16 protein-coding genes and 1 pseudogene are annotated in these 19,000 nt (G+C 61.8%); 10 read left to right on the top strand and 7 right to left on the bottom strand.

Features of this window, described 5'->3' with window-relative positions; all coding sequences use genetic code 11:
• Window positions 1-65: 65 nt before the first annotated feature.
• Window positions 66-884, bottom strand: a complete 819-nt coding sequence (ppsR, locus tag L9B60_RS21450) for a posphoenolpyruvate synthetase regulatory kinase/phosphorylase PpsR (protein ID WP_249672944.1) — start codon at window positions 882-884, stop codon at window positions 66-68.
• Window positions 885-1,061: 177 nt separating this feature from the next.
• Between ppsR and ppsA the strand changes: the two genes are divergently transcribed.
• From ppsA to L9B60_RS21490, 8 genes are all read left to right on the top strand, one after another.
• On the top strand, window positions 1,062-3,437 hold the full coding sequence (gene ppsA, locus L9B60_RS21455) for a phosphoenolpyruvate synthase (protein ID WP_249672946.1): 2,376 nt from the start codon (window positions 1,062-1,064) through the stop codon (window positions 3,435-3,437).
• A 174-nt stretch (window positions 3,438-3,611) separates the two neighbouring features.
• Complete coding sequence (locus L9B60_RS21460) at window positions 3,612-4,598, top strand: alpha/beta fold hydrolase (protein WP_249672947.1); 987 nt, start codon at window positions 3,612-3,614, stop codon at window positions 4,596-4,598.
• 247 nt (window positions 4,599-4,845) lie between these two features.
• A complete protein-coding gene (gene rraA / locus L9B60_RS21465; protein ID WP_249672949.1) occupies window positions 4,846-5,334 on the top strand; it encodes a ribonuclease E activity regulator RraA in 489 nt (162 codons plus the stop codon).
• Window positions 5,335-5,361: 27 nt separating this feature from the next.
• Window positions 5,362-6,357, top strand: a complete 996-nt coding sequence (gene cmaX, locus L9B60_RS21470; RefSeq protein WP_249672951.1) for a divalent cation transporter CmaX — start codon at window positions 5,362-5,364, stop codon at window positions 6,355-6,357.
• Window positions 6,358-6,448: 91 nt separating this feature from the next.
• Window positions 6,449-6,700, top strand: coding sequence for a CrfX protein (locus tag L9B60_RS21475; RefSeq protein WP_249679856.1), 252 nt, complete (start codon window positions 6,449-6,451; stop codon window positions 6,698-6,700).
• 2 nt (window positions 6,701-6,702) lie between these two features.
• A complete protein-coding gene (locus tag L9B60_RS21480) occupies window positions 6,703-7,527 on the top strand; it encodes a mechanosensitive ion channel family protein (protein WP_249672953.1) in 825 nt (274 codons plus the stop codon).
• A gap of 88 nt (window positions 7,528-7,615) precedes the next feature.
• Window positions 7,616-8,206, top strand: a complete 591-nt coding sequence (gene sigX / locus L9B60_RS21485; protein ID WP_249672955.1) for an RNA polymerase sigma factor SigX — start codon at window positions 7,616-7,618, stop codon at window positions 8,204-8,206.
• A gap of 107 nt (window positions 8,207-8,313) precedes the next feature.
• Window positions 8,314-9,363 carry an OmpA family protein gene (locus L9B60_RS21490; protein WP_249672956.1) on the top strand — a complete coding sequence of 350 codons (1,050 nt, stop codon included), beginning with the start codon at window positions 8,314-8,316 and terminating at the stop codon, window positions 9,361-9,363.
• A gap of 71 nt (window positions 9,364-9,434) precedes the next feature.
• Here L9B60_RS21490 and L9B60_RS21495 read toward each other — a convergent pair whose 3' ends face one another.
• From L9B60_RS21495 to L9B60_RS21515, 5 genes are all read right to left on the bottom strand, one after another.
• Window positions 9,435-9,572 (bottom strand): hypothetical protein, encoded by a 138-nt coding sequence (locus tag L9B60_RS21495; protein WP_249672958.1) that lies wholly within the window; start codon window positions 9,570-9,572, stop codon window positions 9,435-9,437.
• Between the two features lie 56 nt (window positions 9,573-9,628).
• Window positions 9,629-11,299 (bottom strand): bifunctional protein-serine/threonine kinase/phosphatase, encoded by a 1,671-nt coding sequence (locus L9B60_RS21500; RefSeq protein ID WP_249672959.1) that lies wholly within the window; start codon window positions 11,297-11,299, stop codon window positions 9,629-9,631.
• 2 nt (window positions 11,300-11,301) lie between these two features.
• Window positions 11,302-12,513, bottom strand: coding sequence for a nitrate/nitrite transporter (locus tag L9B60_RS21505; RefSeq protein ID WP_249672961.1), 1,212 nt, complete (start codon window positions 12,511-12,513; stop codon window positions 11,302-11,304).
• Window positions 12,514-12,678: 165 nt separating this feature from the next.
• The gene (locus L9B60_RS21510) at window positions 12,679-13,254 is read right to left on the bottom strand and encodes an ANTAR domain-containing response regulator (protein WP_249672963.1); all 576 of its coding nucleotides are present in this window, start codon (window positions 13,252-13,254) and stop codon (window positions 12,679-12,681) included.
• 13 nt (window positions 13,255-13,267) lie between these two features.
• The gene (locus L9B60_RS21515; protein WP_249672965.1) at window positions 13,268-14,479 is read right to left on the bottom strand and encodes a CmpA/NrtA family ABC transporter substrate-binding protein; all 1,212 of its coding nucleotides are present in this window, start codon (window positions 14,477-14,479) and stop codon (window positions 13,268-13,270) included.
• 213 nt (window positions 14,480-14,692) lie between these two features.
• Here L9B60_RS21515 and L9B60_RS21520 point away from each other — a divergent pair, with 213 nt between their 5' ends.
• Entirely contained in the window at window positions 14,693-15,721 is a 1,029-nt protein-coding gene (locus tag L9B60_RS21520; RefSeq protein WP_249672968.1) for a quinone-dependent dihydroorotate dehydrogenase, read from the top strand.
• Between the two features lie 104 nt (window positions 15,722-15,825).
• Here the strand turns inward: L9B60_RS21520 and rmf are convergent, their stop codons facing one another.
• Entirely contained in the window at window positions 15,826-16,041 is a 216-nt protein-coding gene (gene rmf, locus L9B60_RS21525) for a ribosome modulation factor (RefSeq protein WP_249672972.1), read from the bottom strand.
• Window positions 16,042-16,572: 531 nt separating this feature from the next.
• Here rmf and rlmKL point away from each other — a divergent pair.
• A pseudogene (rlmKL, locus tag L9B60_RS21530) lies at window positions 16,573-18,863 on the top strand (bifunctional 23S rRNA (guanine(2069)-N(7))-methyltransferase RlmK/23S rRNA (guanine(2445)-N(2))-methyltransferase RlmL).
• Window positions 18,864-19,000: the final 137 nt, after the last annotated feature.

Raw genomic sequence — 19,000 nt, forward strand, 5'->3', positions numbered from 1 at the left:
TATCACGCAGGTTTATTGGCGCCAGCGTTGGGCGCCGAGGGACACGTTGCAAGTTGTAAGCGGGGCTACTTGAAACGCCGCTCCACGCCTTTTTCAACGAGGATCTTCGCCGAGATCTCTTCCACCGAGAAATGCGTGGAGTTGATGTGCGGGATGTTCTCGCGGCGGAACAGGCTTTCCACCTCGCGCACTTCGAATTCGCACTGGGCGAAGCTGGAATAGCGGCTGTTGGGCTTACGCTCGTGGCGGATAGCGGTCAGGCGATCGGGGTCGATGGTCAGGCCGAACAGCTTGTGCTGGTGGGCCTTGAGGGCCGCCGGCAGTTGCAGGCGCTCCATGTCATCCTCGGTCAGCGGGTAGTTGGCGGCGCGGATGCCGAATTGCATGGCCATGTATAGACAGGTAGGCGTCTTGCCGCATCGCGAAACACCGACCAGAATCAGGTCAGCCTTGTCGTAGTAGTGGGTGCGGGCCCCGTCGTCGTTGTCCAGGGCGAAGTTGACCGCCTCGATGCGCTCCATGTAGTTGGAGTTGTGCCCAATGGAGTGGGATTTGCCCACCGAGTACGACGAATGGGCGCTGAGTTCCATTTCCAGCGGTGCCAAAAAGGTCGAGAAAATGTCGATCATGAAGCCGTTGGAGGTGGCCAGTATCTCGCGGATTTCCTGGTTGACGATGGTGTCGAAGATGATCGGGCGAACCCCGTCCTTCTCGGCCGCGACGTTGATTTGCTGGACCATGGCCCGGGCTTTGTCGACGCTGTCGATGTACGGGCGCGTGAACTTGTTGAAGGTAATGTTTTCAAATTGAGCCAAGAGGCTTTGCCCCAGGGTCTCGGCCGTGATGCCGGTGCCGTCGGAGATAAAGAAAGCAGATCGTTTCATTTGCGCCTTGGGCCTTAAGCTGGTGACGATTCTTGGATATGATAGGCCGGATTTGTCGGTCTTGAATGGCCAGCATTCTCACTTATTTTCCAGGTCCAGGCCATCATCGCTCGGAACGCTCCCTCTGGAGCCTCCGGCGTCCTGAGCTTTTCCAACACAGTTAGTGGAGAGATCACCTTGGTAGAGTACGTAGTTTCCCTCGATAAGCTCGGCAAACATGATGTCGAACACGTAGGGGGCAAGAACGCATCCCTGGGCGAGATGATCAGCAACCTTGCCGGTGCTGGCGTGTCGGTACCCGGTGGCTTTGCCACTACCGCTCAGGCTTACCGTGACTTCCTCGAACAGAGTGGTCTCAACGCCCAGATTCACGCGGCGCTCGATGCCTTGGACGTGGACGACGTCAACGCCTTGGCCAAGACCGGCGCGCAAATCCGCCAATGGATCATGGACGCCGAGTTCCCCGAGCAACTGAACGAGGAAATCCGCACGCATTTCGCCGAGCTGTCCAAGGGCAACCCGGACATCGCCGTGGCGGTGCGCTCCTCGGCCACCGCCGAAGACTTGCCGGACGCCTCCTTCGCCGGCCAGCAAGAAACCTTCCTGAACATCCGTGGCGTCGAGAACGTGATCCGCGCGGCCAAGGAAGTGTTTGCCTCGCTGTTCAACGACCGGGCCATTTCCTACCGTGTGCACCAGGGTTTTGACCACAAGCTGGTGGCCCTGTCGGCCGGCGTGCAGCGCATGGTGCGCTCCGAAACCGGCACCGCCGGCGTGATGTTCACCCTGGACACCGAGTCGGGCTTCCGTGACGTGGTGTTCATCACCGGCGCCTACGGCCTGGGCGAAACCGTGGTGCAAGGTGCGGTCAACCCAGACGAATTCTACGTGCACAAGCACACCCTTGATGCCGGTCGCCCGGCCATCCTGCGCCGCAACCTGGGCAGCAAGGCCATCAAGATGATCTACGGCGATGAGGCCAAGGCCGGCAAGTCGGTCAAGACCATCGACGTGGACAAGGCCGACCGTGCGCGCTTCTGCCTGAGCGATGCCGAGGTCAGCGAGCTGGCCAAGCAGGCGATGATCATCGAGAAGCACTACCAGTGCCCGATGGACATCGAATGGGCCAAGGACGGTGACGACAACAAGCTGTACATCGTGCAGGCCCGCCCGGAAACCGTGAAAAGCCGCTCCCAGGCCAATGTCATGGAGCGCTACTTGCTCAAGGAAACCGGCACCGTGCTGGTGGAAGGGCGTGCCATTGGCCAGCGCATTGGTGCAGGCAAGGTGCGCATCATCAAGGACGTGTCGGAGATGGACAAGGTCCAGCCGGGCGACGTGCTGGTGTCCGACATGACCGACCCGGACTGGGAACCGGTAATGAAGCGCGCCAGCGCCATCGTCACCAACCGCGGCGGGCGCACGTGCCACGCGGCGATCATCGCCCGTGAACTGGGCATCCCGGCGGTGGTGGGTTGCGGCAACGCCACCCAACTGCTGCAGGATGGCCAAGGCGTGACCGTGTCGTGCGCCGAAGGCGACACCGGCTACATCTTCGAAGGCGAACTGGGCTTCGACATCAAGAAGAACTCCGTGGACGCCATGCCGGAGTTGCCGTTCAAGATCATGATGAACGTCGGCAACCCCGACCGCGCCTTTGACTTCGCGCAACTGCCGAACGCCGGCGTGGGCCTGGCGCGGCTGGAGTTCATCATCAACCGCATGATCGGCGTGCACCCCAAGGCGCTGTTGAACTACGACAGCCTGCCGCCGGAAATCAAGGACAGCGTCGACAAGCGCGTGGCCGGTTACAGCGGCCCGGTGGACTTCTATGTCGACAAGCTGGTCGAGGGCATCAGCACCCTGGCGGCGGCGTTCTGGCCGAAAAAAGTGATCGTGCGCCTGTCGGACTTCAAGTCCAACGAATACGCCAACCTGATCGGCGGCAAACTCTACGAGCCCGAAGAAGAGAACCCGATGCTGGGCTTTCGCGGTGCTTCGCGTTACATCAGCGAATCGTTCCGCGAGTGTTTCGAGCTTGAGTGCCGCGCCCTCAAGCGCGTGCGCAACGACATGGGCCTGACCAACGTCGAGATCATGGTGCCGTTCGTGCGTACCCTGGGCGAAGCGAGCCAAGTGGTCGACCTGCTGGCTGAGAACGGCCTGGGCCGTGGCGTCAATGGCCTGCGCGTGATCATGATGTGCGAGCTGCCGTCCAACGCCATCCTGGCCGAGGAGTTCCTGGAGTTCTTCGATGGCTTCTCCATCGGCTCCAACGACATGACCCAGTTGACCCTGGGCCTGGACCGTGACTCGGGGATCATCGCCCACCTGTTTGATGAGCGTAACCCGGCGGTTAAAAAGCTGCTGGCCAACGCCATTGCCGCCTGCAACAAGGCCGGCAAGTACATCGGCATCTGCGGCCAAGGCCCTTCGGACCATCCGGACCTGGCAAAATGGTTGATGGAGCAGGGCATCGAAAGCGTTTCGCTGAACCCCGATTCCGTGCTGGAAACCTGGTTCTTCCTGGCAGAGGGCGAAGGCGCGGCCTGATAGCGACTGAACAGGGCGCCCGCGGGGCGCCCACTCCTGTGGCAGCCGCTTTTGCGGGAGCATGGCTTGCCAGCGATGGCGCCCTTGAGGGGGCTATCGCTGGCAAGCCATGCTCCTGCAGGGGCGGCTGCTACAGGCGTTTCTAACTTCCAATTTTCCTGTGCAAGAAGCCTTATGCAAAGCAGTAGTGATCTTTTCCCGGTCGCCTTGCTCAGTGCCGAGCGTCGCGGCGACCTGAGTGAAGACGTGTATCGAATCAAGGCCGCCAATAGCCCCGACGCCAGCGTCGAAATCGCCGTGACCCGCCTGGGGTTCGCCGACCAGCAGGCCAGTGGCGTGCCGGTCATCTTGCTGCATGGCAGCTTTTCCAATCGCCGGTTCTGGTTTTCCCCCCGTGGCATCGGCCTGGGCGCATGGCTTGTGCGCGCCGGTTTTGACGTGTGGGTGCCGGAAATGCGCGGCCACGGCCTGTCGCCCCGCAACCTGGACTATCGCCAGAACCGTGTGGCCGATTACGCCCGTTACGATTTGCCGGTGATCGGTGCCTTTGTCCATGAAATAACCGGGCAAAAGCCTCACTGGGTAGGGCACTCCCTGGGCGGGATCACCCTGGCGGCGGCCTTGGGCGGCCATTACCTGGACGAAGCCCATGTGGCCTCGGTCGCGCTGTTCGGCAGCCAGGTCAGCCGCAGCTACTGGCCGCTGAAAATGCCACCGGTCGCGTGGGGTGGGCGTTTGCTGCTCAAGCGCTTGCCGCACATTTCTGGCTCGCGGCTCAAGCGCGGCCCGGAGGATGAGCCCATTGGCGTGGCCTTGGAGGCGCTGCGCTGGAACGGGCTGTTCGGTCGCTTCGGTGATGGCAAGGACGATTGGTGGGCTGGTTTGCGCGAGGCGTCGGTACCCGTGCTGTGCGTGGCGGCCGCTGGCGATCACCAAGACCCGATCTGGGCCTGTCGCAAGCTGTGCGAGCAGTTTGGATCGGCCCAGCGCCAGTTCCTGGTGCTGGGGCGCGAGCAGGGCTTCAGCGAGAATTTCGGCCATGTCGAAATGCTGGTCAGCAAGGCCGCCCAGGTTGAGGTGTGGCCACTGGTGGGGCGTTGGTTGAAGGATTCGAACGCGCCGTTGGTGGCGCAGCCTGAAGGGGTGCCGGTAGGGGCGTAACGGCGGAAACCTGAAGTGACTAAATGTATGATCTTGGTCATAATTGTGGCGCGATAACGTGTTACGGTTAGTTGTGAGCTAAACGTCGGCCCGCCGAATTCGTCTGCTTTACTGTAGGAGCGGATTCATCCGCGAAGGGAGCTGCGCGGTGCAGCAGGCATATGGTAGCGCAGCCTTCGCGGATCAATCCGCTCCTACGACGAATAGATGTGAATACCTCATTTCCTTCGACTGACAGGAGTTACCCATGCACTACCTCACTCCCGATTTGTGCGACGCCTACCCAGAACAGGTCACCGTGCTGGAACCTATGTTCAGTAACTTCGGCGGGCGCGACTCGTTTGGTGGCGAAATCGTCACTATCAAGTGCTTCGAGGACAACTCCCTGGTCAAGTCGCAGGCCGACCTGCCCGGCAAGGGCAAGGTGCTGGTGGTCGATGGCGGCGGCTCGCTGCGCTGCGCGCTGCTGGGCGACATGATCGCCGAGAACGCCGCCAAGAGCGGTTGGGAAGGCCTGGTTATCTACGGCTGCGTGCGCGACGTGGACGTGCTGGCGCAAACCGACCTGGGCGTGCAGGCCTTGGCCAGCCACCCGAAGAAAACCCAGAAACGCGGCGTGGGCGAACTGAACGTGCCGGTGACCTTTGCCGGCGTCACGTTCAAGCCGGGAGAATTCATCTACGCCGACAACAATGGCGTTATCGTGTCGCCCAGCGCATTGAAGATGCCTGAATAAACGTTTGCAACAGCCAGCGGGGTGAGGATGTTCGAGGAAGAAAACGCTCAGTGGGGGCTGGTACATGCCCTGGTGCTGGATGGTAAAGGCGGTGCGCGTTCGATTGCTCGAACTGAACTGGATGACCTGCAACTGCAGCCCGAGGAAAGCCTCTGGCTGCATTGGGATCGCAGCCATCCGCAAACCCAGACCTGGCTGCGCCAGGCCAGCGGGCTAAGTGAATTCAGCTGTGACCTGCTGCTGGAAGAGAATACCCGCCCACGGTTGTTGGCCTTACCCGATGCCGAGCTGCTGCTGTTCTTGCGCGGGGTCAACCTGAACCCCGGCGCCGAGCCTGAAGACATGGTCTCGGTGCGCATCTTCGCCCAGGCCCAACGGGTGATTTCCCTGCGTTTGCGCCCCCTGCGCGCCACCGACGAATTGCTCGGCCTGCTGCACGATGGCAAGGGCCCGCGCACGGCATCCGAACTGATTCTGTACTTGGCCCAATTCCTGACCGAGAAGGTCCAGGCGCTGGTCACCCAGCTCAGCGAATTCATCGACGATGAAGAAGACAAGATAGATGCCGACGAACGGTATGCGCCCGAGCATGGCAGCTTGCTGCACGTGCGCCGGCGGGCCGCCGGGCTCAAGCGATTTTTGGCGCCGCAGCGGGACATCTTCGGGCAGTTGGCGCGTAACAAGCTGCCGTGGTTCGTGGACGACGATGCGGATTACTGGAACGAATTGAACAACAGCCTGACCCGCTACCTCGAAGAGCTGGAATTGATCCGCGAGCGCGTGGGGCTGGTGCTCGAGGCCGAGGATCGGCGCTTGAACGAGCGCATGAACCGCACCATGTACCGCTTCGGTATCATCACCGGGATTTTTCTGCCGATGAGTTTTCTCACAGGCTTGCTGGGCATCAACGTGGGGGGGATCCCCGGACAGACCAGCCCGTACGGGTTCATTTTTGCCTGCCTGATGATGGTTGCCGTGGCGGTGGGGCAGTGGTGGCTGTTCCGACGCCTGCGATGGGTATGAAGCTGAACCTTGCCTTAACGGGGTTGCTAGAAGTGGCCCGTGATGTGACCCGCGCTGGACAGACCACGTCTTTGACTGATATTTCGTGAGGTTGTGTATGCACGATCCGTTTGAAGAGTCACTGCGTGACATGCTCAAGGCCTCGGCGTCTGCTCGTGATGACGACGCCGTGCTGGGCCGCGTATTGAAAACCGCCAACCGTCAGGTGGGCGCGGGCGATCTGTTCAGCTTGATGGGCCGATGGCTGCAGGCGTTCATGATTGCCGTGAACAATGGATCGGGCCATGTGGCACCGGTTTCTCGACGTAATTCGACTGCGCGCGATGCAGATAAGGCTGATTGAATATGGAACTTGATCCCTGGACCACGAGCCTGGTCGCTGCGATGACGGCGTTGTGGACGAAAGTGGCAAGCTTCATCCCCAACCTGTTTGGCGCGTTGGTGGTGGTATTGCTGGGCTTCGTGGTGGCCAAGCTGCTCGACACCCTGCTGTCCAAGCTGCTGGCCAAGTTAGGCCTGGATCGCCTGATGGCGGGTACCGGGCTGACCAAGTTGATGAGCCGCGGCGGCATGCAGGTGCCGATTTCCACGGTGATCGGCAAGATCGTCTACTGGTTCGTGTTGCTGATTTTTCTGGTGTCGGCCGCGGAATCACTGGGCTTGCAGCGAGTTTCAGCTACGCTGGATGTGTTGGCGTTGTATCTGCCAAAAGTCTTTGGTGCCGCGCTGGTGCTGCTGGTGGGCGTGTTGTTGGCGCAACTGGTCAATGGCGTGGTGCGTGGTGCCGCCGAGGGCGTGCGTCTGGACTATGCCGCGGGGCTTGGGCGAGTGGCCCAGTGGCTGGTCATCATCATCAGTATTTCGGTTGCAATCAGTCAGTTGGAAGTCAAGACCGACCTGCTGAACCATGTGATTGTGATCGGTTTGATTACCGTTGGTCTGGCTGTTGCGTTGGCCATGGGCCTGGGCAGCCGGGAAATAGCCGGGCAGATCCTGGCCGGAATTTACGTGCGCGAATTGTTCCAGGTGGGGCAACAAGTGCGGGTTGGAGAGGTCGAAGGGCAGATCGAGGAGATCGGCACGGTCAAGACGACGTTGTTGACCGACGAGGGTGAGCTGGTCTCGTTGTCGAATCGGATCCTTCTTGAGCAGCGTGTAAGTAGCCGCTGACCCGGCAAATCCTGCTAATGTATGCCGCCGAAAAAGGCCCGGTGTTCGGGCTTTGGCGGAATTGACCTGACTGTCGGCCCGACTTGTTTTGAATAAAGTACATTCGCTGCCCCTGCGTTACGACCCACGCGAGCTTACCGATGAGGAGCTGGTGGAGCGTTCGCACGGGGAGCTGTTTCATGTGACGCGCGCCTATGAAGAGTTGATGCGGCGCTACCAGCGCACCCTCTTCAACGTGTGTGCACGTTATTTAGGGAACGATCGTGACGCTGACGATGTCTGTCAGGAGGTGATGTTGAAGGTGTTGTATGGCCTGAAGAATTTCGAGGGTAAATCGAAGTTCAAGACCTGGCTCTACAGCATCACTTACAACGAATGCATCACGCAGTACCGTAAGGAAAGGCGCAAGCGTCGACTGATGGATGCCCTGAGCCTCGACCCGCTCGAGGAAGCATCCGAAGAGAAGACGCCCAAGCCTGAGGAGCGAGGTGGGCTTGACCGCTGGCTTGTGCATGTGAACCCGATCGATCGTGAAATTCTGGTGCTACGGTTTGTCGCCGAGCTCGAATTCCAAGAGATTGCAGACATCATGCACATGGGTCTGAGCGCGACCAAAATGCGATACAAACGCGCGCTCGACAAGCTTCGTGAGAAATTTGCAGGCATTGCCGAAACTTAGTGAGGCGCAAATATCTCTAACGTTGGGCAAGTTCTGCTAGACTTGCCGCCGAGTTGTCCCCCTTTCAATGTGGGACTGCTTAACAATCACAGATGGGGATTTAACGGATGAAACTGAAAAACACCTTAGGCATGGCCATTGGTTCTCTTGTTGCCGCAACTTCTTTCGGCGTATTGGCGCAAGGCCAAGGCGCGGTCGAAGGTGAAGCCTTCTACCAGAAGAACTACAACGACAGCGTCAAGCACGTTGAAGACGGCCGTACCGCTGGCGGTTCGCTGGGCTACTTCCTGACTGACGACGTTGAGTTGATCCTGGGCTACGGCAAGACCAACTACACTCGTTCGAACGACGGTACTGGCAGCCAGAAAATCCACGGCGACACCGGTTCCCTGACCGGCATGTACCACTTCGGTACCGTAGGCGACGCTATCCGTCCTTACGTTTCCGGTGGTTTCGCTCACCAGAGCCTGAGCAACGTAGAAGCTGACGGCCACAGCGGTCGCGACAGCTCCACTTTCGCTACCATCGGCGCTGGCGCCAAGTGGTACATCACCAACAACCTGTACGCTCGTGCCGGTGTTGACGCTTCCTACAAACTGGACAACGGCAAGTGGGACTACGCTCCTACCGTTGGCCTGGGTGTGAACTTCGGTGGCGGCGACAAAAAAGTTGAAGCAGCTCCAGCTCCAGTAGCTGAAACCTGCACCGACAGCGACAACGACGGCGTGTGCGACAACGTCGACAAGTGCCCTAACACCCCAGCCAACGTGACCGTTGACGCTGACGGTTGCCCGGCAGTTGCTGAAGTGGTTCGCGTTCAGCTGGACGTGAAATTCGACTTCGACAAGTCGGTTGTGAAGCCAAACAGCTACGGCGACATCAAGAACCTGGCTGACTTCATGAAGCAGTACCCACAAACCACCACCACTGTTGAAGGTCACACTGACAACGTCGGTCCTGACGCTTACAACCAAAAACTGTCCGAGCGTCGCGCTAGCGCCGTTAAACAGGTTCTGGTCAACCAGTACGGTGTTGAATCCAACCGCGTTAACTCGGTTGGCTACGGCGAAACTCGCCCAGTTGCAGACAACAAAACTGAAGCTGGCCGCGCTGTTAACCGTCGCGTAGAAGCACAAGTAGAAGCTCAATCCAAGTAATTGGACCCAGCCTCTAGAGAAAAGCCCGGCTTAGGCCGGGCTTTTTTTTGCCTTGAATTTGGCAGTGCCGTTCAGACCGGCTTCAATGCTGTCAACAAAGGCTGCGCTGCCAGGCTCAAGGCGTTGATGTTGCCCCGGTTGGCCGCCACCACGATGCCGGCCACCGCATTGATGGCGCTCAGCCCCCTCAGCTTAGAGGCCGCTGCCATGCGGCCCCAATGCGACGTACAGTTCAGCTCAAATAAAAATCTCTGCAGTCAGGTACTTATCCTTTCAAAAGGCAAAATATCAACAGTATGTTTACAGCCAGCGAGGCCAGGGCGAGGGCCTGCCATACCTTTAACGGTTCGCGCTCCAGCAAAGGGCGTGAACGGCGCTGAGGTTGATGGCGCTCGCCCTGATCCAAAGCCAGCAACCATTCTTCGGCCGTCTCGAAGCGTTGCTGTGGATCACTGTGCACGCTGCGCATGATGATTGCCTCCAGCCAATCCGGAAGGTCCGGCCGGTAGCGATTGGCACTGGCAGGCGTTCCAAAGCGCGGGTGCTGGAACGCTTCGATCTCACCATAGGGGTAGTGCCCGGTTAACAGGTGATACAGGGTGACGCCGGCCGCATACAGGTCTTGCTGCGGGCTGGGGGCGGCACCGGCAAACGCTTCCGGGGCGAGGTAGCTTGGGGTGCCGGGCAGCTCGTTGGGCGGATCTGCCGACAGGCCGGGGCACCAGGCCAGGCCGAAATCCAACACGCGCAGCTCTTGGTCATCGCCCAGCAGCAGATTGTGCGGCTTGATGTCGCGGTGCAGGATGTTGCGTCGGTGCAGCATGCCAAGGGCACGAATCAAACGCGCAGCCAGGCCTTGCCAGTCCGCCAGGGGCAATGGGCCGCTTTCGGCCAGGCGCTCGGCCAGGGTTTGGCCTTGGTATTCGCGCATCAGGTAATACAGGTGCTGGCGCTCTGGCAGCGAATGCACTTGGGGAAAGTAGCGGCCAGCCACGCGCTTGAGAAACCACTCCTCCAGCAGCAGGCCTTGTTGCGCGCCGGGCTCGTCGTGGCGCCGGGCGGGCAAGGTCTTGAGTAGCCAGGAGTGGCCCTGGGCATCGCGCACGCGGTACAGGACGGATTGACGGGTTTGGCTCAGCATTGCCAGCACGGTCAGGCCCTCGAAGGCCTGGCCGGTTTTAAGTGACGGGGGCAGGGGCAAGGTGTGCAGGTGCAGCAAGCGCTCGGCCAAGCTGGCCTGGCCCAGTTGTTCGACGTGCACCAGCACGGCACTGGCATTGTCCTGGCTGCCTGCCAGGTGCGCCGCCTTGACCAACGTGTTCACCACGCTCTGGGCGTCGCTGTGCTCGCGCAGCGTGGCACTGATCTGGTGGTCATTCAGGGTGGCCCAGACGCCATCGCTCAGCAGCAGGAAACGCTCGCCCTGGCGCAACTCCCCTTCCAGATAGTCCACCACCAGGTGCTGATCCAGGCCCATGGCGCGCTTGAGCACGTGCTGCATCTGGGCATGTTCCCATACATGGTCTTCGCTGATGCGCTGCAGCGCGCCCTGATACCAGCGGTAGGCACGGCAGTCGCCGACGTGGGCGAGGGTGAAGCGCTGCCCGCGCAGTACCAAGGCGCTGAGGGTGGTAAGCAGCGGCTGGCCACCGCCGTTGGCTTGCAGCCAACGGTTTTGCGCGCTGAGCAGCCGGTCCAGGGCTTGGGGCACGGTCCAGGTTTCGGGGGTGGCGTAATAGTCCAGTGCCAGCGCCTGCAGCGTGGAGCGGGCCGCCAGGGCGCCATCGGCGCAGTGGCTGACGCCGTCGGCAAGGGCAAACAGGTAACCTTTGCTGGCGGCCAGGCCCGGGTTTGGGGTAACCAGGCGCACCGCGTCCTGGTTTTGTGCGCGCGGCCCGCAGGCGCTGGCGTGGGCCATGCTCAGTTGCAGGGCCATGCTCAGACGCGGGCTGCAGTAACAGCGGCCGAACCCCACGTGGTGCGCCACCGACGCTTGACCCCGTGCAGGCCGAACCAGGCCACCACGGCCAGCGCGGCGAACAGCCAGAGGCCCGCCTGGTAGTCACCGGTGTGCTGCTTGATCGCACCCAGGCCCGCCACCAGCAGGAAGCCGCCAATGCCACCGGCCATGCCGATCAGGCCGGTCATCACGCCGATTTCCTGGCGAAAGCGCTGTGGCACCAACTGGAACACTGCACCATTGCCGGCACCCAGGCCGAGCATGGCAATGACGAACAGCGCCAGTGCTGCGTAGGAACTTGGCAGGTGGAAGCCCACGGCGGCGACGCAGATCGCGGCCAGGGTGTACATGGCCAGCAGCGTGCGGATGCCGCCGAAACGATCGGCCAACGCACCGCCCAGGGGGCGCATCATGCTGCCGCCGAACACGCAGGCCGCCGTGTAATAGCCGGCGGTCACCGGGCTCAGGCCGTATTGGTCGTTGAAGTAGCCGGGCAGGGCGCTGGCTAAGCCCATGAAGCCGCCAAAGGTGACGCAGTAAAACAGCATGAACCACCAACTGTCGCGGTCACCCAGGGCCTTGAGGTAATCGCCCACGGATTTGGCCGCTGGCCGGTTGGGGGCGTTGCGGGCCATCAACGTGAAGGTGATCAATACCAGCACCAGCGGGATCAACGCGAAGCCGAACACGTTGCTCCAACCGAAGCTGGCGGCCAACAAGGGGGCGAACAGAGCGGCGAACACGGTGCCCGAGTTACCGGCCCCGGCGATGCCCATGGCCTTGCCCTGGTGTTGTGGTGGGTACCACTGCGAGGCCAGGGGCAGGGCCACGGCAAAGGAGGCACCAGCCACGCCCAGGGCCACGCCCAACAATAAGGCTTGCTCATAGCTGTGGATACCGAAATGCCAGGCGCAGAACAGCGACGCGATCACCACGCACTGGCCCATCAGGCCGGCGGTCTTGGGTGACAGGCGATCGACCACCACGCCCATCACCAAACGGAGGATGGCGCCGGCGAGCAGGGGCGTGGCGACGATCAGGCCGCGTTGCTGGGTGGTCAGTTGCAGGTCGGCGGCGATCTGCACGGCCAGGGGGCCGAGCAGGTACCAGACCATGAAACTCAGGTCGAAATACAGGAAGGCCGCGAACAGGGTAGGGGCGTGGCCGGATTTCCAGAAAGATTTATTCATCAATGCCTCGACGATGCTTGGGGGCCAGAAACGCAAAAACGCCGCAACCCTTCCCGCGTATGTGCGAGGGGGGTGCGACGTCTTTGTCGGTCAATGTGGGGCAACCGCCGTTGGCTACCTGGGTATTGTATTAGCAAGGGTTGGGCCAAGATGCAGGCCTTGCCCTTACCCCAGCATTTCATTCATGGCGATGATTTGCTCGGCGACCTGAATCAGCTTCTGCTGGCGGCTCATGGCTTGCCTGCGCATCAGGGTATAGGCCTCTTCTTCCTTGCAGTCCTTCATTTTCATCAGCAGCCCCTTGGCCAGTTCGATGCGCTTGCGCTCGGCCAGTTGCTGATCGCGGGCGTGCAGCTGCGCGCGCAGGGCCTGGTCGCTTTCAAAGCGCGCCATGGCCACGTCCAGGATCGGTTGCAAGCGCTGGGCATGGATGCCTTCGACGATATAGGCGCTGACCCCGGACTTGATCGCCTGGCGCATCACCCCTGGGTCGTGCTCGTCGGTGAACATCACAATGGGCCGGGGCTGGTCACGGCTGACCAGCACCACTTGTTCCATGACGTCGCGGCTAGGTGACTCGGTATCGATCAAAATCACGTCCGGGCGCACCGTTTCGACGCGTGCGGGCAGGTCGATGGTCAGCCCCGACTCGTCGATCACCTCGAACCCGGCTTCGCTGAGTGCGACTTTCAGGCGGCCGACTTTTTTCGCGGTGTCGTTGATCAACAGGATGCGCAGCATGGGTGACCTCCGCTCATCGGCTGGCCAGCCGCGGCGTACCGCCAGCCAGCGCGTGCAAAGGGAAGCTGCGGGCGTAGCCGGCAGGGTCCTGGCCATCCCAGACCTTGCCATCGATCAGTTGACTGCTGCGCAGTTCGGCATCGTCGCACGGCACGCCCAAGGCCTGGGCGGCCTCGCGGTACAGGCCCAATTGCTGCACCTGGCGGGCCACGCCGAGGTAGTCCGGGTCGTCGCGCAAAAGGCCCCAGCGGCGAAACTGCGTCATGAACCACATGCCATCGGACAGGTAAGGCAGATTGACCTGGCCGTCGCCATGGAAGCGCAGCGCGTGCGGGTCCTGCCAGGTATTACCCAAGCCGTCGGCGTAGTGGCCCATGAAGCGCGGCTCTACGCAATCAAGCGGGGCGTCGAGGTACTCGCGCGCGCTGATCAGTTGCGCGCTGGTGCGGCGGTTTTCCGGGCTTTGTTCGATGAAGCGGCTGGCTTCCAGCACGGCCTTGACCAGCGCCCGGGCACTGTTGGGGTGCTGCTGGACGAAGGCGTGGGTGCAGCCCAAGACTTTTTCCGGGTGGTTGGGCCAGATCGCCTGGGTGGTTGCCAGGGTAAAACCCAGGCCCTGGCGCACGGCACTGTCGCACCAGGGCTCGCCCACGCAAAAACCGTCGATGCGCGCGGCCTGCATGTGGGCGACCATCTGCGGCGGCGGTACCACCACGCTGTTGACGTCCTCCAGCGGGTGGATGCCTTGGCTGGCCAGCCAGTAATAAAGCCACAAGGCATGGGTGCCGGTGGGAAAGGTCTGGGCGAAGGTCAGTTTTGTGCGGCTTTGGTGCACGTGGCGGCGCAATGCTTCAGCATCGGTCACGCCTGCCGTCATCAGGGCCGGTGACAGGTTCAGGCTCTGGCCGTTCTGGTTAAGCCCCATCAGCACCGCCATGTCGGTGGCCGGGCCGCCGCCGATCCCCAGGTGTTCGGCGTACACCATGCCATACAGGCAGTGGGCTGCATCCAGTTCGCCACTGACCAGTTTGTCCCGCAGGTTGGCCCACGAGCTCTGGCGTTTGAGGTCAAGGGTCAGCCCGTGGGGTTGGGCGAAGCCTTGGGTGGCGGCCACCACCACCGAGGCGCAGTCGCTCAGGGCCATGAAGCCGATGTTCAGGCTGCGTTTTTCCGGAGCATCGCTGCCGGCCACCCAGGCCAGGGGGTCTGCTGGAATGTCTGTCATCTACTGTTCGCCCTTGCAAAAAAAAGCGCCGCCCGCCCGTCAGCTGAAAAGCCGCGGGTGTGACGACGCCATTGTCGACGGCCTGCCGCTGCAAGGGGGCAGGCACTGATGAAGGATGACAAGCAATGCATATGCCATCGGTCCCCACAAACGCCGGCTGCGCGGTTATAATCGCCGCCATCGAATCGTCCCATAGCCGAGCTTAGCCCGCCCATGTATACCCTGGCCCGCCAGCTGTTGTTCAAACTCTCCCCGGAAACCTCCCATGACCTGTCCCTGGACCTGATCGGGGCCGGTGGCCGCCTGGGCATCAACAGCCTGTTGGCCAAAAAGCCGACGAGCCTGCCGGTGACGGTGATGGGGTTGCAGTTTCCCAACCCGGTGGGCCTGGCCGCAGGCCTGGACAAGAACGGCGCGGCCATCGACGGCTTCGCCCAACTGGGCTTCGGCTTCGTCGAGATCGGCACCGTGACCCCGCGCCCGCAGCCCGGCAACCCCAAGCCGCGGATCTTCCGCCTGCCTGACGCCACGGCCATCATCAACCGCATGGGTTTCAACAACCTGGGCGTCGACAACCTGCTGCACCGGGTGCAGGCCGCTCGCTACAAGGGCGTGCTGGGCATCAACATCGGCAAGAATTTCGACACCCCGGTGGAACGCGCGGTCGACGATTACCTGATCTGCCTGAACAAGGTCTACGATCACGCCAGCTACGTGACCGTCAACGTCAGCTCGCCCAACACCCCGGGCCTGCGCAGCCTGCAGTTCGGCGACTCGCTCAAGCAACTGCTGCAGGCCCTGGCCGAGCAGCGTGAGGTACTGGCCGCCCAGTACGGCAAGCGCGTGCCGCTGGCGATCAAGATTGCCCCGGACATGAGCGACGAAGAAACCGCCCTGGTGGCCAGTGCCTTGCTGGAGTCGGGCATGGACGCGGTAATCGCCACCAACACCACCCTGAGCCGCGAAGGCGTCGAAGGCCTGGCCTTTGGTGACGAGGCAGGGGGGTTGTCGGGCGCGCCGGTGCTGGAAAAAAGCACCCATATCGTCAAGGTGCTGGCGGGCGAGCTGGGCGGCAAAATGCCGATCATCGCGGCCGGTGGCATTACCGAAGGCAAGCATGCGGCCCAGAAGATCGCCGCCGGTGCAAGCCTGGTGCAGATCTATTCGGGCTTCATCTACAAGGGGCCGGCCTTGATCCGTGAGGCGGTGGACGCAATCGCCGGGATGCCGCGCAAGCCCTGACAAAAAAAGGGCCCCTTGAAGGGGCCCTTGGGCCGAAGCCCGCCGCTCGGAGGGAGCGTGCGTGGTTAATGTGAATTCAGAGGTGTGAAATAAGGGGTTCCTGTTCAGCCGACGGCGCGAATTTCGTTGAGTCTATGGATGCCCGCAGTGCCGGTCATACCGTCCCAGTTGTCGCCGCGTCCCTCGCGCCAGCCATTGATCCAGGCCTGACGAACTGACGGTAGAGTAAAAGGGCAAAGCTCACGGGATTTGCCATGGATGCCGTACTGGTATCCGCGTAAAAATGCTCGTTCCAACGGATCACGCTTAAGTCTTCTCATAGGGTGTTGCCCTCGTCTGTTGACTGTTATGTCCCGTCGGCCTCGTCTGAGGCCGGGCAGAATCGTTCTGCCGGTGTGCGCCCGCTGCCGGCGTGGCGGGCATTGGTGTCGTCCCGTCGCGGGACAACCTGTGTAGATTTCTAAACAATGCGCAGACCGATGTGAATGATCGTTTTGTCATAAGGGCGTAACGTTTGAGGTATCCAGACCATAAGTAAATAAATGCTTCTGGGGTGGAAAGCAGTCAAAGCCCGCTATGATGAGGGCTGCATTGATAAAGGGACGCATTTGCCGGGCAGGGATGATGGCAAATTGGCGTCAGTGAATAAGCGACGAAGGGTCATTGTTGCCCCTTTTGTCAGGCAGAATTATTTTCTGCCCGGATGATCAAAGCCTATTTGGGCAGGTTTGTCCGGGTGGTACGGCACCGCGGTGGTGCCACGCGGGCGCTCTTTTAGAAAAGCGCCTGATTAAACTCTGGTGGGGTGACGCGTTGCCCCTCCACTCATTGCTCAAGGCCCTGGATTACCCATGTCGGACCGTTACGAACTCTTTCTCACCTGCCCCAAGGGCCTCGAAGGCCTGCTCGCTGAGGAAGCCACTGGGCTGGGCCTTGAGGACACCCGCGAACACACCTCGGCGGTGCGCGGCATGGCCGACATGGAAACGGCCTACCGCCTGTGCCTGTGGTCGCGCTTGGGCAACCGCGTTGTTGCTGGTACTCAAGCGCTTCAACATGGCCAACGCCGACGATCTGTACGACGGGGTCAATTCGGTGGACTGGCAAGACCACCTGCTGCCCGACGGCACCCTGGCGGTGGAATTCAGCGGCCATGGCTCGGGCATCGACAACACACACTTCGGCGCCCTGAAGGTCAAGGACGCCATCGTCGACAAGCTGCGCACCCCCTCGGGCGAGCGCCCCAGCGTCGACAAGCTCAACCCGGACCTGCGCGTGCACCTGCGCCTGGACCGTGGCGAGGCGATCCTGTCCCTGGACCTGTCCGGCCACAGCCTGCACCAGCGCGGCTACCGCCTGCAGCAAGGCGCGGCACCCCTGAAGGAAAACCTGGCGGCGGCGATCCTGATTCGCGCTGGCTGGCCGCGCATCGCTGCCCAAGGCGGCGCGCTGGCCGACCCGATGTGCGGCGTGGGGACCTTCCTGGTCGAGGCGGCGATGATCGCCGCCGACATCGCGCCCAACCTCAAGCGTACCCGCTGGGGCTTCAGTGCCTGGCTGGGCCACGTGCCGGCCCTGTACCGCAAGCTGCACGACGAGGCGCTGGCCCGCGCCGAGGCGGGCCTGGCCAAGACCCCAGCGTGGATTCGCGGCTATGAAGCCGACCCACGGCTGATCCAGCCGGGGCGCAACAACGTCGAGCGCGCCGGCCTGAGCGACTGGATCAAGATCTACCAGGGCGAAGTCGCCACCTTTGAGCCGCGCACCGACCAGAACCAGAAAGGCCTGGTCATTTGCAACCCTCCCTACGGCGAGCGCCTGGGCGATGAGGCGAGCCTGCTGTACCTCTACCAGAACCTCGGCGAGCGTCTGCGCCAGGCCTGCCTGGGCTGGGAGGCGGCGGTGTTCACGGGCGCGCCTGACCTGGGCAAGCGCATGGGCATCCGCAGCCACAAGCAGTATTCGTTCTGGAACGGCGCGTTGCCGTGCAAGCTGCTGCTGATCAAGGTACAGCCCGACCAGTTCGTCACCGGCGAACGCCTGACCCCCGAGCAGCGCCAGGTGCAACGTGAGCAGGCGCAATTGCAGGCCGAGCACGCCGAGCAGCCGGTGCAGGCCCCGGACCCGTACGCGCGCCTCAACAAGAACGGCAACCCGATCAAGCCCACCCCGGCGCCAGCGCCGGTGGTCGAGCAGGCGCGCCTGAGCGAAGGCGGGCAGATGTTTGCCAACCGCCTGCAGAAAAACCTCAAGCAATTGGGCAAGTGGGCGCGCAAGGAGCAGATCGATTGCTACCGTGTCTACGATGCCGACATGCCCGAATACGCGCTGGCCATCGACCTGTACCACGACTGGGTGCACGTGCAGGAGTACGCAGCTCCACGTTCCATCGACCCGGAAAAGGCCCAGGCGCGTCTGTTCGACGCCCTGGCTGCCATCCCCCAGGCGCTGGGCATCGACAAGAGCCGGGTGATCATCAAGCGTCGCGAGCGCCAGGCCGGCACCAAGCAGTACGAGCGCCAAAGCGCCCCAGGGCCAGTTCACCGAAGTGCAGGAAGGCGGCGTAAAACTGCTGGTCAACCTGACCGACTACCTGGACACCGGCCTGTTCCTTGACCACCGGCCCATGCGCATGCGCATCCAGCGCGAGGCGGCGGGCAAGCGTTTCCTCAATCTGTTCTGCTACACCGCCACCGCCAGCGTGCACGCGGCCAAGGGCGGCGCGCGCAGCACCACCAGCGTGGACTTGTCCAAAACCTACCTGGACTGGGCACGGCGCAACCTGTCGCTCAATGGTTTTTCCGACAAAAACCGTTTGGAGCAGGGCGACGTGATGGCCTGGCTGTCGGCCAGCCGCGATGAATACGACCTCATCTTCATCGACCCACCGACTTTCTCTAACTCCAAGCGCATGGAAGGCGTGTTCGACGTTCAGCGCGACCACGTGCAATTGCTGGACCTGGCCGTGGCGCGCCTGGCGCCAGGTGGCGTGCTGTATTTCTCCAACAACTTCCGCAAGTTCCAGCTCGACGAGCACCTGGGCGAGCGGTATGCCGTCGAGGAAATCAGCGCTAAAACCCTGGACCCGGACTTCGCTCGCAACACCAAGATCCACCGCGCCTGGAAAATTCAGGCCCGCTAAACGATTGCGCCATGAGGCGTGCGTTGGCTGATCAAATCAAGGGCTCTTTAAGAGCCCTTTTTTGCGCCTATGCATTTAAATTTTAACTGCATGCGTGACTAGGCAAGTTGGTGGCAAATAGCTATAACTGAAGCTGA

It is taken from the genome of Pseudomonas abieticivorans (assembly GCF_023509015.1).
Classification (GTDB): domain Bacteria; phylum Pseudomonadota; class Gammaproteobacteria; order Pseudomonadales; family Pseudomonadaceae; genus Aquipseudomonas; species Aquipseudomonas abieticivorans.

Bases quoted from the DNA above. Each gene is read 5' to 3' on its own strand.
- L9B60_RS21510 (WP_249672963.1), bottom strand. From the start codon at position 13,254: ATGCTGCGCATCCTGTTGATCAACGACACCGCGAAAAAAGTCGGCCGC.
- ppsR (WP_249672944.1), bottom strand. From the start codon at position 884: ATGAAACGATCTGCTTTCTTTATCTCCGACGGCACCGGCATCACGGCC.
- rraA (WP_249672949.1), top strand. From the start codon at position 4,846: ATGCACTACCTCACTCCCGATTTGTGCGACGCCTACCCAGAACAGGTC.
- cmaX (WP_249672951.1), top strand. From the start codon at position 5,362: ATGTTCGAGGAAGAAAACGCTCAGTGGGGGCTGGTACATGCCCTGGTG.
- L9B60_RS21500 (WP_249672959.1), bottom strand. From the start codon at position 11,299: ATGGCCCTGCAACTGAGCATGGCCCACGCCAGCGCCTGCGGGCCGCGC.
- L9B60_RS21490 (WP_249672956.1), top strand. From the start codon at position 8,314: ATGAAACTGAAAAACACCTTAGGCATGGCCATTGGTTCTCTTGTTGCC.
- L9B60_RS21515 (WP_249672965.1), bottom strand. From the start codon at position 14,479: ATGACAGACATTCCAGCAGACCCCCTGGCCTGGGTGGCCGGCAGCGAT.
- L9B60_RS21520 (WP_249672968.1), top strand. From the start codon at position 14,693: ATGTATACCCTGGCCCGCCAGCTGTTGTTCAAACTCTCCCCGGAAACC.
- L9B60_RS21460 (WP_249672947.1), top strand. From the start codon at position 3,612: ATGCAAAGCAGTAGTGATCTTTTCCCGGTCGCCTTGCTCAGTGCCGAG.
- L9B60_RS21505 (WP_249672961.1), bottom strand. From the start codon at position 12,513: ATGAATAAATCTTTCTGGAAATCCGGCCACGCCCCTACCCTGTTCGCG.
- L9B60_RS21480 (WP_249672953.1), top strand. From the start codon at position 6,703: ATGGAACTTGATCCCTGGACCACGAGCCTGGTCGCTGCGATGACGGCG.
- L9B60_RS21495 (WP_249672958.1), bottom strand. From the start codon at position 9,572: ATGGCAGCGGCCTCTAAGCTGAGGGGGCTGAGCGCCATCAATGCGGTG.
- rmf (WP_249672972.1), bottom strand. From the start codon at position 16,041: ATGAGAAGACTTAAGCGTGATCCGTTGGAACGAGCATTTTTACGCGGA.